This window comes from Pseudomonas sp. KCJK8993 (assembly GCF_046230915.1).
GTDB classification, from domain to species: domain Bacteria; phylum Pseudomonadota; class Gammaproteobacteria; order Pseudomonadales; family Pseudomonadaceae; genus Aquipseudomonas; species Aquipseudomonas piscis.
Genome location: NZ_JBJJLO010000005.1, coordinates 75,105 through 89,301, shown reverse-complemented (window position 1 = coordinate 89,301; position 14,197 = coordinate 75,105). Strand labels below are relative to the sequence as shown.

Sequence of the window (14,197 nt, the reverse complement as noted above, 5' to 3'; positions counted from 1 at the left end):
TGCGCACGCCGTAAGGAAGTTCTTGTTATGCGTTGTCTGTTACTCGCCTGCCTGCTGCTGGGCAGTGCACAAGGATGGGCCCTGGATCGCTTCCAGGTCGAAGACTACACCCTGCCCAATGGCTTGCAGGTGCTGCTCAAGCCCGGCAGCGAACGCGGCCATGTGGCGATCCGCCTGGTAGTCGGCGTAGGCCTGGATGACTTCCCCTGCACCGACAAGGAACTGCCGCACCTGCTCGAGCACCTGTTGTTCAGCGGCATCGACGCCAGCGGCGAGGGCGGCCTGGAAGAACGCATGCAAGCCCTGGGCGGCGAATGGAACGCCTATACCAGCAACGCCGATACCACCTTCGTGATCGAGGCCCCGGCGCGCAACCAGCGCAAGGTCCTCGACCTGCTGCTGTCGCTACTGACCCACACTCGCCTGGACGACAAGGCCCTGGCCAGCGCCAAGCGCGTGGTGGAGCGTGAGGACGGCGGCCATTACTCGCACCTGCAACGCTGGCTCGACCGCCAGGACCTGGGCCACAAGGCCAGCAACCAGCTGGCGGTGGAACTGGGGCTCAAGTGCGCCGAGCGAGCCGAAGTCAGTCACCTGACCCTGGCCCGGCTGGAGCAGGTGCGCAAGGATTGGTACGCCCCCAACAACATGAGCCTGATCGTGGTGGGCGAACTGGATCGCCTGCTGCCCGCCTATCTGGAGCGCACCTACGGCGCCCTGGAGCCGGTGGAGCCCAGCGAACACCCGCAGCTGCCGCAAATGCAGGGCCATGCCGCAGCGGTGCGCAGCCTGATCCGTGGCTGGGTGGGGCAGAGCGCCCAATTGCACTGGCTGTTCCCCGAGCCGGTGCTGGAGCGACAGCACAGCCAGACCTTCGACCTGCTCAAGGACTACCTGGACTGGGCCCTGTACCGCCAGCTGCGCCTGGAGCATGAACTGTCCTACGGCCCCTGGAGCGATCGCGAAGTCTTCGGTGGTGTCGGGTTCCTCAGCCTCAACGCCGACCTGGAACGCGATGACCTGGACGAAGCACGGCAGGTGGTCGAGCAGTTGCGGGCACATTTGCTGAAGGACGGCCTGGACCCCGCCGCCTTCGCCCGCCTGAAGCAGGCCGCCATCGACCGCCAGGCCTGGGCGGTGCAGGGCAATAGCGCCCTGGCGGACTACTACTGGAGCGCCCTGGGGGATCTCGACGATGGGCGTTTCAGCGACCCGGCCAAGGCCCTGCGCGCCGTGACCCTGGCCCAGGCCAACCAGGCCCTGCGCCAGCTGCTGGAACAACCGGGTTACCTGCGGATCGAAAAACCCCTGCTGAGCGACGAGCAACTGCTCTGGCTGCTGGGCGGCCTGCTGGTCCTGATAGTCCTGGGTGGCGCGGGCGCCGGCCTGTGGCGCCGGCGCGCCAACCGAGCCTGGCAGGGCGCTGCATGACAGCCTGAAAAACGGCGCCGCCATGCCATCGGCCGGGTCGACCCGCCCCCATCCGGGAGCGGGTCGACTCCCTCGCCACGGGCCGCCGCCGACGTTATCCTGTCGCGCTTTTTCCCACCCTGACCGTGACCTGCAGCCGATGCCCGACTGGAACCGACACATACAGCGCCTGCTGGAGCTGATCAAGCGCTACCCCGGGGTCATCGCACTCGGCGGCTTCATCTCGGGGGTCTGCAGTTTCATCCTGGTGGACCGGCAACAGGGCCTGGCCTCATGGATCGCCGTCATCATGCTGGTGAGCTGGGTCTGGCTGATGCTGGAAAACAGCCTGACCCAGCTGTTCGCCCAGGTTTTCAAGCGCGAGATCCCGCAGCCGCTGCTGCGCTATGCCACGCAGATGATCCACCAGGAGAGCCTGTTCTTCGTCCTGCCGTTCTTTTTCATCACCACCAGCTGGAACAGCGGCCAACTGGCGTTCACCGGGCTGCTGGGCGCTGCGGCGCTGGTGTCCATCACCGACCCGCTGTACTACAAGTGGCTGGCCCCGCGCCGCTGGTTGTTCCTGGCCCTGCATACGCTGACACTGTTCGCCGTACTGCTGACGGCGCTGCCGCTGATCCTGCACCTGACCACCGCCCAGAGCTTCAAGCTGGCCCTGGGCACCGCCATGTTGCTGTCCTTCCCGAGCCTGGCCTCGATCCTGCCGATCCGCAGTGTGCGCAGCGCCCTGACCGTGCTGTGCATCACCCTGGCCATCGGCGGCACCGGCTGGCTGCTGCGCTCCTGGGTACCACCGGCCACCCTGTGGCTGACCGAGGACGCCATCAGCACCCAGCTCCAGGACCGTACTCCAGGCGCCAGCCTGGAAACCCTCAGCGCCAGCCAGGTGCGCGGCAATGGCCTGTACGCCTACACCGCGATCAATGCGCCACGGGGCCTGGACGAGCGCATCTACCATGTCTGGCAGTTCAACGGCAGCGAGGTGGACCGCATCGCCCTGGACATCCACGGCGGGCGCAAGGAGGGTTACCGCGCCTGGTCCCGCAAGCAGAACTTCCCGGCCAACCCCGCCGGCAAATGGCAGGTCCGGGTCGTCACCGAGGACGGCCAGGTGATCGGCGTGCTGCGTTTCCAGATCGACGATCCAGATCAACAGGCGGCCAAGCCCGGCGAGGCAAAGTAATGCGGATCGTGCTATTACGTAGCACTGCAAAATGGCCATACAAGCTTGGAGCTTATGACTACCAGCGTGACGCCCGGCACCGCTCAACTGGATCTTGCCCACTCTCCGGCGCAATTGCGCATCCACGGCGACTGGACGCTGGCGCACTACAGCGACCTCAAGCGCCTCAGCCAATCCCTGGCCGGGCGCTACGATAGCGATACCCATATCGACCTCAATGGCCTCGGCGCCCTGGACACCGCCGGCGCCTCGCTGCTGGTGGAACTGCTGGGAGCCGAGCGCCTGGGACGCAGCGCCGAGCATCCGGATTGCACCCTGTCCGCCGCCGACCGCGCCCTGCTGCAAACCGTCTACAGCTCGCTGAACGACTTCTGCGTGCCGGTCAAGCAGCCGGAAGTCCCGGTGGGCATACAACTGCTCTCGCGCATCGGCGGCTCGGTCTACACCGTCTGGCACGACACCTTGAAGGCCCTGGGCTTCATCGGCCTGATCCTCGAAACCCTGGCCCGCGGCCTGTTGCATCCCAGGCGCTGGCGCATCACCCCGATGGTCGCGCATATCGAGCAGACCGGCCTGGACGCCGCGCCCATCGTCGCCTTGCTGACCTTCCTGGTGGGGGCGGTGGTGGCCTTCCTCGGCGCCACGGTGCTGGCTGGATTCGGCGCCAGCATCTTCACCGTGGACCTGGTGGCGTTTTCCTTCCTGCGCGAATTCGGCGTGCTGCTGACCGCCATCCTCATGGCCGGGCGTACCGCCAGCGCCTTCACCGCGCAGATCGGCTCGATGAAGGCCAACGAGGAAATCGACGCGATCCGCACCCTGGGCCTGGACCCCATGGAATTGCTGGTGCTGCCTCGGGTCCTGGCGCTACTGGTGGCGCTGCCGATGCTGACCTTCCTGGCGATGCTCTCGGGCATCATCGGCGGCGGCGTGGTCTGCGCGCTGTCGCTGGACATCTCACCGGCGATGTTCCTCTCGCTGCTGCATTCGGATATCGGCGTAAAACACTTCCTTCTGGGCCTGGTGAAGGCCCCGATATTCGCCTTCCTGATCGCCGCCATCGGCTGCCTGGAGGGCTTCAAGGTCAGCGGCAGCGCCGAGTCGGTGGGGGCGCACACCACGTCCGCGGTGGTGCAGTCGATCTTCGTGGTGATCGTCATCGACGCCGTGGCCGCGCTGTTCTTCATGGAGATGGGCTGGTGAGCCGCCCGCCGCGCGCGCCCGCCGAGGCGGTGATCGAGGTTCGCGGGCTGTGCAACCGCTTCGGCCAGCAGAGCGTGCACGAGAACCTCGACCTGGACGTGTACAAGGGCGAGATCCTCGGCGTGGTCGGTGGCTCGGGCAGCGGCAAGTCGGTCTTGCTGCGCAGCATCGTCGGCCTGCGCCAGCCCAGCGAGGGTTCGGTGCGGGTATTCGGCCAGGACCTGCCGAGCTTGCCGGAGCAACAACGCTCGCTGGTGGAACGACGTTTCGGCGTGCTGTTCCAGAAGGGCGCGCTGTTCACTTCGCTGACGGTGACCGAGAACGTCGCCCTGCCACTGATCGAACACGCCGGCCTGTCGCGCGCCGACGCCGAGCACCTGGCGGCGGTGAAGCTGGCCCTGGCCGGCCTGCCGCTGTCGGCGGCGGACAAGTACCCGGCGTCGCTGTCCGGCGGCATGATCAAGCGCGCCGCCCTGGCCCGCGCCCTGGCCCTGGACCCGGACATCCTGTTTCTCGACGAGCCCACCGCCGGCCTGGACCCGGTGGGCGCCGCCGCCTTCGATCAACTGATCCTGACCCTGCGCGATGCCCTGGGCCTGAGCGTGTTCCTGGTCACCCATGACCTGGATACCCTCTACACCATCACCGACCGGGTGGCGGTACTGGCGCAGAAGAAGGTGCTGGTGGCCGATGCCATCGATATCGTCGCCGAGACGGCGGACGCCTGGATCCACGAATACTTCCACGGCCCCCGGGGCCGCGCGGCGTACCAGGCCGCGACACCGACCAACGAGGGATGATATGGAAACCCGAGCCCATCACGTACTGATCGGCCTGTTCACGGTGATCTTGGTGGCCGGCGCCTTGCTGTTCGGCCTGTGGCTGGCCAAGTCCAGCGTCGACAGCGCCTTCCAGGACTACGAGATCGTCTTCAACGAAGCGGTCAGCGGCCTGTCCCGGGGCAGCTCGGTGCAGTACAGCGGGATCAAGGTCGGCGACGTGGTCAACCTGCGCCTGGACCCCAAGGACCCGCGCCGGGTGCTGGCGCAGATCCGCCTGGGCGGCGACACGCCGATCAAGGAAGACACCCAGGCCAAGCTGGCGCTGACCGGCATCACCGGCACCTCGATCATCCAGCTCAGCGGCGGCACCCCGCAAAGCCCGCCGCTCAAGGGCAAGAACGGCCATCTGCCGAGCATCACCGCCTCGCCATCGCCCATCGCCCGGCTGCTGAACAACAGCGACGACCTGATGACCGGGGTCAACCAGCTGCTGCACAACGCCAACCAGTTGTTCTCCCCGGAGAACGTGGACCGGGTCGGCAGTACCCTGGATAACCTGCAGAAGACCACCGCCAGCATCGCCGAGCAGCGCAACGACCTGCGCCAGCTGATGCAGCAACTGGGGACCATCACCAGGCAGACCAGCGCCATGCTCGAGCAGACCACCGCGCTGATGCGCAACGCCAACGGCCTGCTCAACGACCAGGGCCGGCAAATGTTCGGCAGCGCCCAGCAGGCCATGCGCTCCCTGGAGCAAAGCAGCGCCACCCTCAACCAGCTGCTGAACGACAACCAGGACTCGCTGAGCAACGGCATGCAGGGCCTCAATGGCCTGGCGCCGGCCGTGCGCGAACTGCGCGAGACCATGAGCTCGCTGCGGGCCATCACCCGCCGCCTGGAAGCCAACCCCGGTGGTTACCTGCTGGGTAACGAGAAGAGCAAGGAGTTCACCCCATGATGCGTGCCAGCCGCCTGTTTGCCCCCCTGGCCCTGGGGACCGTCCTGGCCCTGGGTGGCTGCTCGATCCTGCCCCAGAGCGAGCCACTGGATGTCTACCGCTTGCCGGTGGGCCAGGCCAGTACTCCGGGCAAGGCCCTGCCGTGGTCGCTGCAACTGCTCAAGCCCCAGGCCAGCGACGCCTTGAACAGTGCGCGGATCGCGGTGATTCCCCAGGGCGACCTGCTCAGCAGCTACAAGGCCTCGCGCTGGACCGACCCGGCGCCGATCCTGCTGCGCAACCGGCTGCTGGACGGGTTCCAGCGCGATGGCCGGGTCCAGCTGTTGAGCACCGACGACAGCAACCTGCAGACCGACCTGGCCCTGGGCGGCGACCTGCAAGCGTTCCAGAGCGAATACCAGGGCAAGGCCGCCCAGGTGGTGATACGCCTGGATGCGCGGCTGATTCGGGGTGCCGACCAGAAGATCCTCGCCAGCCGGCGCTTCGAGGTACGCCAGCCGCTGGCCGAGACCCGGGTGCCGGCAGTAGTGGCCGGGTTCGGCCAGGCCAGCGACGTGCTGGCCCGCCAGGTGGTGGACTGGGCCGTGGGGCAGGGCAACCAGGTGAGGAAACGCTGAGGTCCGTGGCGCCGGCAGGCCGGCGCAGGATCAGCCGAAGAACCAGTAGCAGACGGCGATCGCCGCGACCACGCCGGCGAACTCCGCCAGCAGGGCGCAGCCCACGGCGTGCCGGACCCGCTGGATGCCCACCGCACCGAAATACACCGCCAGCACATAGAAGGTGGTTTCGGTGCTGCCCTGGATGGTCGCCGCCGCCAGTGCCGGGAAGCTATCCACACCCTGGCTCTTCATGGTCTCGATCAGCATCGCCCGGGCCGCACTGCCCGAGAACGGCTTGACCATGGCGGTGGGCAGGGCATCGACGAAGCGCGTATCCCAACCGGCCCAGGCCACCAGGTGGCGGATTCCGTCGAGGCCGAAGTCCAGGGCGCCGGACGCCCGCAGCACGCCGATGGCGCACAGCATGGCCACCAGGTATGGCAGCAGGTTCCTGGCGACGTCGAACCCCTCCTTGGCACCCTCGACGAAGGCCTCGTAGACCTTGACCTTGCGTAGCGCGCCGACCACCAGGAACAGCATGATCAGGCCGAACAGCGTCAGGTTGCCGAGGATCGACGACAGCGATGCCAGGGCCGCCGCCGACAGGCTCGCCAGCAATGCCATGAAGGCTCCCAGGGCCAGGGCACCGGGAACCAGGTAAGCCAGCACCACCGGGTCCCACAGTTTGAGGCGCTGCATCACCGCCACCGACAGCAGGCCCACCAGGGTCGAGGCGCTGGTGGCCAGCAGGATCGGCAGGAACACCAGGGTCGGGTCCGCCGCGCCTTGCTGGGCGCGGTACATGAAGATGGTCACCGGCAACAGGGTCAGGGACGAAGCGTTGAGCACCAGGAACAGGATCTGCGCGTTGCTCGCGGTGGTGGCGCTGGGGTTGAGCTCTTGCAGGGCGCGCATGGCCTTGAGGCCGATGGGCGTGGCGGCATTGTCCAGGCCCAGGCCGTTGGCGGCGAAGTTCAGGGTGATCAGGCCCAGGGCCGGATGACCCGGCGGCACTTCCGGCATCAGGCGCTTGAACAGTGGGCCGAGGACCTTGGCCAGCCACTCGACGATGCCGGCCTTCTCGGCGATCCGCAGGAAGCCCAGCCACAGGGTCAGGGTACCGAACAGCAACACCATGACCTCCACCGACAGCTTGGCCATGGCGAAGATGCTTTCCACCATGGCGGCGAAGATCCCGGCGTTGCCCCCCACCAGCCACTGCGCCAGGGCGGAAACGGTTGCAACGATAAAGAAGCCAAGCCACAGGCCATTGAGCATCGGTCATATCCCTCGGAAGATGCGGCGAATGATAGCGGGGGCTGCAGAAACGACAAACCCCGGATCGACCGGGGTTTGTCTGTTGCGCGGGCCCACCGGGTTGGTGGGCGGGCGTCAGGGGTCTCAGCCCTTGGAGATCTCGCCGGCTGGCAGCTTCTCCTTGCTGCGCCAGTGCGGCAGGGAGTTCCAGTAGCGCTGGCCCTTGGCCTCGTCGTACATGCCTTCCCAACGAGCGATCACCAGCACCGCCAGGGCGTTGCCGATCACGTTCAGGGCGGTACGCGCCATGTCCATCACACGGTCGACACCGGCGATGAAGGCCAGGCCTTCCAGCGGGATGCCGACGCTGCCCAGGGTGGCCAGCAGGACCACGAAGGACACGCCCGGAACCCCGGCGATGCCCTTGGAGGTGACCATCAGGGTCAGGACCAGCAGCAGCTGCTGGCTGATGGACAGGTCGATGCCGTACAGCTGGGCGATGAAGATCGCCGCAATGCTCTGGTACAGGGTCGAACCGTCGAGGTTGAAGGAGTAGCCGGTAGGCACCACGAAGCTGCAGATCGCCTTCGGCGCGCCGTAGGCTTCCATCTTCTCGATCACTCGCGGCAGCACGGTTTCTGAGCTGGCGGTGGAGTAGGCGAGCACCAGCTCATCCTTGAAGATGCGCATCAGCTTGATCACCGAGAAGCCGAACAGGCGTGCGATCAGGCCCAGGACCACGAAGGCGAAGAAGGCGATGGCCACGTAGACCAGGATCACCAGCTTGGCCAGCGGCAGCAGCGAGGCGAAACCGAAGTTGGCGACGGTCACCGCGATCAGTGCGAATACGCCGATGGGGGCGTAGTTCATGATCATGTGGGTGACTTTGAACATGGTTTCCGAAACGCCCTGGAACATCTTCACCAAGGGCTCGCGCAGGTCGGCCTGCAGGCTCGACAGGCCCAGGCCGAACAGCACCGAGAAGAAGATGATCGGCAGCATCTCGCCACGGGCCATGGCCGCGAAGATGTTCGACGGAATCAGGTTGAGGATGGTCTCGATGAAGGCGTGTTCATGCTGCACTTCGGCCGCGGTGGCCTGGTACTTGGAGATGTCCACGGTGCCCAGGGTGCTCATGTCGATGCCTGCGCCCGGATGGAACAGGTTGGCCAGCAGCAGGCCGACGACGATGGCGACGGTGGTCACGATCTCGAAGTAGATGATGGTCTTGAGGCCGATGCGGCCCAGTTTCTTGGCGTCGCCGACACCGGCGATGCCGACCACCAGCGAGGAGATGACGATCGGGATCACGATCATCTTGATCAAGCGGATAAAGATATCGCCCGCAGGTTGCAGGACGTTGCTAATCCACCAGGCCTTTTCAGCGCTGAAATGATTGAGCAGTGCGCCGATCGCAATACCCAGGACCAGACCGATGAGGATCTGCCAGGCGAGGCTTATTTTGGCCTTCTTCATATCATTACCCTTACTTAAGTTGGTCTCGGGCAGATGCGCGAACTGCAACGCTCAATGGCGGAAAAGTCTGTGCATCGGCCCCCGTATAAGGTCATCCCGAGCGAGCAATGACGACTCTGCGCGGGCGAAAAAAGGCGCAACTATTCCGATGCAAGGGGGGCGCGTCTAATGCCGTAAACGCCTACCCTATGCCGAATCGGCATGAGTTTTTCGAAACAAAATGAGCGTCCCAACCGGTTCGAATACGACATTTCGGCAGGCCAGAATGCCGTGAAACGGCCATTTCAGGCGGTGTCCGGGCTTGTCGGAAGGGTCAGGAAAGGTCTAAAAAAATTTAGGAATCTTCTGTTTCGGGTGCCCTCGAGCCTTCCGGATTTTCCGGAAAGTTTCTCGATATACGGTCGCAGAGAAACACCAGGTAACGTTTGACCGGCGTCAAAGGAAGATTTTTCAGTTCGCACTGTGGGTTTTCTTGCCAAGGGCTCTAGCTCGGGTCTTTTTTTCGTTCAAGCACGCCGCAAGCTCGTCAGGTCGATGCCGACCCGGGAGCTTGCGCCGCCGCTTTTTCCTGACCCGGCCCCTGCGGAGGCACTCCCTGTACCCCTAGGTCACTCCGATCTCCAGTGGATCAGAACGTCCCGGCCCCCTGGTCATGCACAAGCCCTCCTCGGGTCGTGCAACAGCCGAAAGCGCACCTGGCCCTTTCGTCTATTCGACTGACCCGGACTCAATACCAGTTCGGGTCCTTTCTCAGCTGCTCTTTAAGCAATTCCTGCATACCGGGCTCGGGCTTGCCGAGAAACCGGTAGTTGGCATGCCGGGTGGGCGACTTGTCGGCGGGCAGCCCCGCAGGCACTTCCACCAGCAAGGCGTAGGCATGCTTTTTATCGAAACCGAAGGCCACGATCAGGCGCTGGTTGCGGCAACTCTGGGCGGTTTCGCACAGGGGGCCCACCAGGTACTTGTCGCCATCCTCCTGCACTGCATTCATTTGCTCGGCCTCGCCCGACAGGTTCATCACCCACTCGGGGAGGCGCTCTTCCTTTTGCACGACGTCTTGCCAGGTCTTACGGAACTGTGGATCCGAGTTCAGCAGTTGGTTGGCGCGTGCCTGGCCGTCGTTGGCTGCGCTCGCCAGGGTACTGGCGCCCAGCAGCACGACAGCGGCCAGGGTCTTGTAGGAGAACCCCATGGTCAGCCCCGGCCGCGACGGCCAAAGAAGAACGAAGCGATGAACATCACCAGGAACACCACGAAGAGGATCTTGGCGATCCCGGTGGCAGTACCCGCAATACCACCGAACCCCAGAACGGCAGCGACGATGGCGATGATCAGGAATGTGATTGCCCAACTCAGCATGATGATTCTCCTTACTTTTCTCTATTGGAAACGCTACCTGCATGGCAGTCGACGCCGCCGCAGGGCAGGCACCACCGTGGTGCCCAGGCCGTCTAGAACACCCAACGCTCGTCGCGGGACAACTCGAGCACCGGCTGCGCCTGGTCGACGGTCATCAGGTGTGCAAGGGGGGCTTCGGCGAACGGGCTGTTCACCGGGGCGAAATGGGTCTGGGCCATATGCTGGACCACCACACGGGGAGCCTGCGCTTCGCTGTCTTGCCAGCGCTGCAATTGCTGCCCGGCAATCAGGGTGACCAGCAGGGCAAGGCTGGCGAACAGGCCTTGTTGCAAGTGCCGCGGCGCGATACGCATTTGGGCGAGACGTTGGCGATTCATCCTGAAATACCTCCCACAGCGGTTGAGATGTTGTTATGCGACTTGGGAGAGGTATTGCAGGCGGCATGCCAGCTTTGTGACAAATGAAAATACCAATAAAATCATATAGTTATTAATATTCATCGAAACCTGATGAGACGCATCCTGCACGATGCCCGCTTGCCGGGCCGTGCGAAATGCACGATCTACTCGTGCAGAATCGAATACCTTCCAGCTTGCGATGGGAACTTTGCCGAATGGCGAGCGGCCTGATACAGACCGATATCTGAGCGGTACCGCCCCATTATTGAAAACATCATTTGTTTCAGTGGGTTAGCTATTCGTCTCGCAGAGATCTAACCTGCAAGCCACAGAATGGATCAGAATCAACCTTGCAACTTGCCCGATTTTTCCGGGACTAAATAAAGATCGTTCATTTAAGGAGCCTGGGAAAAATGGAGTCAGCGCCGGAAAATCAAGGCCGCATCCTGTTGGTGGATGATGAATCCGCCATCCTTCGCACCTTTCGTTATTGCCTGGAGGATGAGGGTTATACCGTCGCCACCGCCAACAGCGCGGCCCAGGCGGATGCCTTGTTGCAACGCCAGGTGTTCGACCTGTGCTTCCTCGACTTGCGCCTGGGCGAAGACAACGGTCTCGACGTCCTGGCCCAGATGCGCATCCAGGCTCCCTGGATGCGGGTGGTGATCGTCACCGCCCACTCCGCCGTGGATACCGCGGTGGACGCGATCCAGGCCGGCGCGGCCGACTACCTGGTCAAGCCCTGCAGCCCCGATCAATTGCGCCTGGCCACCGCCAAGCAGCTGGAGGTGCGCCAGCTCTCGGCGCGCCTGGAAGCCCTGGAAGGCGAAGTGCGTAAATCCAGCGATGGCCTGGACTCCCACAGCCCCGCCATGAAGGTGGTGCTGGAAACCGCTCGCCAGGTGGCCAGCACCGACGCCAATATCCTCATCCTCGGCGAGTCCGGCACCGGCAAGGGCGAGCTGGCCCGGGCCATCCATGGCTGGAGCAAGCGCGCGAAGAAATCCTGCGTAACCATCAACTGCCCGTCGCTGACCGCCGAACTGATGGAAAGCGAGCTGTTCGGCCACAGCCGGGGGGCTTTCACCGGCGCCAGCGAAAGTACCCTGGGCCGGGTCAACCAGGCCGACGGCGGAACCCTGTTCCTCGACGAGATCGGCGACTTCCCGCTGACCCTGCAACCCAAGCTGCTGCGCTTCATCCAGGACAAGGAATACGAGCGCGTCGGCGATCCGGTGACCCGTCGGGCCGACGTACGCATCCTCGCCGCCACCAACCTCAACCTGGAAGACATGGTGCGCGACGGGCGCTTTCGCGAAGACCTGCTGTACCGCCTGAACGTCATCACCTTGCACCTGCCGCCGTTGCGCGAACGCAGCGAGGACATCCTGACCCTGGCCGATCGTTTCCTTGCACGCTTCGTCAAGGAATACTCGCGGCCGGCCCGCGGCTTCAGCGACGAGGCCCGGGAAGCGCTGCTCAACTACCGCTGGCCGGGCAATATCCGTGAACTGCGCAACGTGGTGGAACGCGCGAGCATCATCTGCCCCCAGGAGCGGGTGGAAATCAGCCACCTGGGCATGGCCGAGCAGCCCACCAACAACGCCCCGCGGATCGGCGCCGCGCTGAGCCTGGATGAACTGGAGAAGGCCCACATCGGCGCGGTACTGGCCACCAGCGACACCCTGGACCAGGCCGCCAAGACCCTGGGCATCGATGCTTCGACGCTGTATCGCAAACGCAAGCAGTACAACCTGTGAACGGGACCCCATGAAGCTCGCGATAAAACTGCGGACCCGGCTGTTTCTCAGCATCTCCGCCCTGATCACCGTGGCCCTGCTCGGCCTGGTGCTGGGGCTGGTCAGCGTGATGCAGATGGCCAGTACCCAGGAATCGCTGATCCGCAACAACTTCATCACCCTGGACCTGGGGCTCAAGCTGCGCCAGACCCTCGGCGACCAGCTGATCCTCATGCTCGGCAACAAGCCCGATCCGGCGGCTCTGCAAGCCTCCCGGCAGCACTACCTGGAATTGCTCGACCAGGGCATCGCCCATGAACAGCAACAAAAGGGACAGAGTGGCTTCCAGCAGGCGCGCCGCGACTACGTCAGCTTCTTCGAGGCTTTCGAGCACAGCACCTCCAGCCTGAGTAACAACGACGAGTTGACCGAACGCTTCAATACCTTGCGCGGTGGCTTGATCAACGAACACAAGCGCGCCCTGGACAACATCAGCGAAGTGGAGCACCAGACCCGTGGCCGGGCGCTGCTGGTGGCCGGCCTGCTGGGGCTGGTGGGCCTGGCGGTGCTGATCATCGGCTTCATTACCGCCCACTCCATCGCCCGGCGCTTCGGCGGTCCGATCGAGGCCCTGGCCAAGGCGGCGGACAAGATCAGCCAGGGCAATTTCGACGTCACCCTGCCAATCTCCGGGCCGGCGGAAATGAACCTGCTGGCGCGGCGCTTCGGGATCATGGCCGAAGTCCTGCGCCAGCATCAGGCCACCAATGTCGATGAACTGCTGGCCGGCCAGCAACGCCTGCAGGCGGTACTCGATAGCATCGACGACGGTTTGCTGATGATCGACCGCCAGGGCCGGCTGGAGCACCTCAACCCGGTGGCCCAGCGCCAGCTCGGCTGGGACCAGGAGCGCCTTGGCCAAGGCTTGGGAAGCGCCTTGCAACGCCCGGAGCTGGACGAGCAGCTACAGCTGGTGCTGCGCGGCGGCAACCTGGAACGGGCGCCGGAGGACCTGGATATCGAGGTCGACGGCGAAGCACGCCTGCTGACCTACAGCCTGACTCCGGTGTGCCATACCCAGGGGCATATCCTCGGAGCGGTGATGGTGCTGCACGATGTCACCGAGCAGCGGGCCTTCGAGCGCGTGCGCAGCGAGTTCGTGCTGCGCGCCTCCCACGAGCTGCGCACCCCGGTCACCGGCATGCACATGGCCTTCGGACTGCTCCAGGAGCGCCTGCACTTTGCCGAGGAGTCCCGGGAAACCGACCTGCTCAATACCGTCAACGAAGAAATGCAGCGCTTGATGCAACTGATCAACGACCTGTTGAACTTCTCCCGCTACCAGAACGGCCTGCAAAAACTGACCCTCGCGCCCTGCTCCCTGGACGAGTTGCTGGAGCAGACCCAGTGGCGCTTCAGCGAGCAGGCACAACAACAGGATATAGCGCTGCTGCTGGAGATCCAGGCACCGCTGCCGCGCCTGCATGCCGACCGCCCGCAACTGGAACGGGTCCTGGACAACCTGGTGGGCAACGCCTTGCGCCACACCGCCAGCGGCGGGCAGATCCGCCTGCAGGCCCGGCGCCACGGCGAACGGGTGATCATCAGCGTCGAGGACAACGGCGAAGGCATCGCCTATGGCCAGCAGGGGCGGATCTTCGAACCTTTCGTCCAGGTGGGGCGCAAGAAGGGCGGCGCCGGCCTGGGGCTGGCGTTGTGCAAGGAAATCGTCCAGCTCCATGGCGGGCGCATGGGCGTTTACTCACGGCCCGGGCAGGGCACCCAGTTCTACCTGGCGCTGCCGCTCTAGGG

The 14,197-nt window shown here is 64.6% G+C and carries 13 protein-coding genes; 8 read left to right on the top strand and 5 right to left on the bottom strand.

Features of this window, described 5'->3' with window-relative positions; all coding sequences use genetic code 11:
* The first annotated feature begins 27 nt into the window (after positions 1-27).
* The 6 genes from ACK6AU_RS03395 (at position 28) to ACK6AU_RS03370 (ending at position 6,174) form a co-directional block, all read left to right on the top strand.
* Entirely contained in the window at positions 28-1,431 is a 1,404-nt protein-coding gene (locus ACK6AU_RS03395; protein ID WP_409297739.1) for a M16 family metallopeptidase, read from the top strand.
* A gap of 139 nt (positions 1,432-1,570) precedes the next feature.
* Positions 1,571-2,614: a DUF5924 family protein gene (locus ACK6AU_RS03390; protein ID WP_185696669.1), complete on the top strand. Its 1,044-nt coding sequence runs from the start codon at positions 1,571-1,573 to the stop codon at positions 2,612-2,614.
* Positions 2,615-2,668: 54 nt separating this feature from the next.
* Positions 2,669-3,817, top strand: coding sequence for an ABC transporter permease (locus ACK6AU_RS03385; protein WP_185696670.1), 1,149 nt, complete (start codon positions 2,669-2,671; stop codon positions 3,815-3,817).
* Complete coding sequence (locus tag ACK6AU_RS03380; RefSeq protein ID WP_185696671.1) at positions 3,814-4,617, top strand: ATP-binding cassette domain-containing protein; 804 nt, start codon at positions 3,814-3,816, stop codon at positions 4,615-4,617. Before ACK6AU_RS03385 ends, ACK6AU_RS03380 begins: the two co-directional genes overlap by 4 nt.
* Position 4,618: 1 nt before the next feature.
* Positions 4,619-5,557, top strand: coding sequence for an MlaD family protein (locus ACK6AU_RS03375; protein ID WP_185696672.1), 939 nt, complete (start codon positions 4,619-4,621; stop codon positions 5,555-5,557).
* The gene (locus ACK6AU_RS03370; RefSeq protein ID WP_409297735.1) at positions 5,554-6,174 is read left to right on the top strand and encodes an ABC-type transport auxiliary lipoprotein family protein; all 621 of its coding nucleotides are present in this window, start codon (positions 5,554-5,556) and stop codon (positions 6,172-6,174) included. Before ACK6AU_RS03375 ends, ACK6AU_RS03370 begins: the two co-directional genes overlap by 4 nt.
* A gap of 30 nt (positions 6,175-6,204) precedes the next feature.
* On the opposite strand, the gene ACK6AU_RS03365 is transcribed toward ACK6AU_RS03370, so the two are convergent.
* The 5 genes from ACK6AU_RS03365 to ACK6AU_RS03345 all read right to left on the bottom strand — a co-directional run bounded on the left by ACK6AU_RS03365 (position 6,205) and on the right by ACK6AU_RS03345 (position 10,625).
* Entirely contained in the window at positions 6,205-7,434 is a 1,230-nt protein-coding gene (locus ACK6AU_RS03365) for a nucleoside recognition domain-containing protein (protein WP_185696674.1), read from the bottom strand.
* 123 nt (positions 7,435-7,557) lie between these two features.
* Positions 7,558-8,889, bottom strand: coding sequence for a glutamate/aspartate:proton symporter GltP (gene gltP / locus ACK6AU_RS03360; protein ID WP_409297733.1), 1,332 nt, complete (start codon positions 8,887-8,889; stop codon positions 7,558-7,560).
* 727 nt (positions 8,890-9,616) lie between these two features.
* On the bottom strand, positions 9,617-10,081 hold the full coding sequence (locus ACK6AU_RS03355; RefSeq protein WP_053137930.1) for an inhibitor of vertebrate lysozyme family protein: 465 nt from the start codon (positions 10,079-10,081) through the stop codon (positions 9,617-9,619).
* 2 nt (positions 10,082-10,083) lie between these two features.
* On the bottom strand, positions 10,084-10,248 hold the full coding sequence (locus tag ACK6AU_RS03350) for a DUF1328 domain-containing protein (RefSeq protein ID WP_003170804.1): 165 nt from the start codon (positions 10,246-10,248) through the stop codon (positions 10,084-10,086).
* 92 nt (positions 10,249-10,340) lie between these two features.
* Positions 10,341-10,625, bottom strand: a complete 285-nt coding sequence (locus ACK6AU_RS03345; protein ID WP_185696676.1) for a hypothetical protein — start codon at positions 10,623-10,625, stop codon at positions 10,341-10,343.
* A 434-nt stretch (positions 10,626-11,059) separates the two neighbouring features.
* Between ACK6AU_RS03345 and algB the strand changes: the two genes are divergently transcribed.
* Together algB and ACK6AU_RS03335 are read left to right on the top strand one after the other, a co-directional pair.
* On the top strand, positions 11,060-12,406 hold the full coding sequence (algB, locus tag ACK6AU_RS03340) for a sigma-54-dependent response regulator transcription factor AlgB (protein WP_409297730.1): 1,347 nt from the start codon (positions 11,060-11,062) through the stop codon (positions 12,404-12,406).
* Between the two features lie 10 nt (positions 12,407-12,416).
* Entirely contained in the window at positions 12,417-14,195 is a 1,779-nt protein-coding gene (locus tag ACK6AU_RS03335) for a KinB sensor domain-containing domain (protein ID WP_409297728.1), read from the top strand.
* Positions 14,196-14,197: the final 2 nt, after the last annotated feature.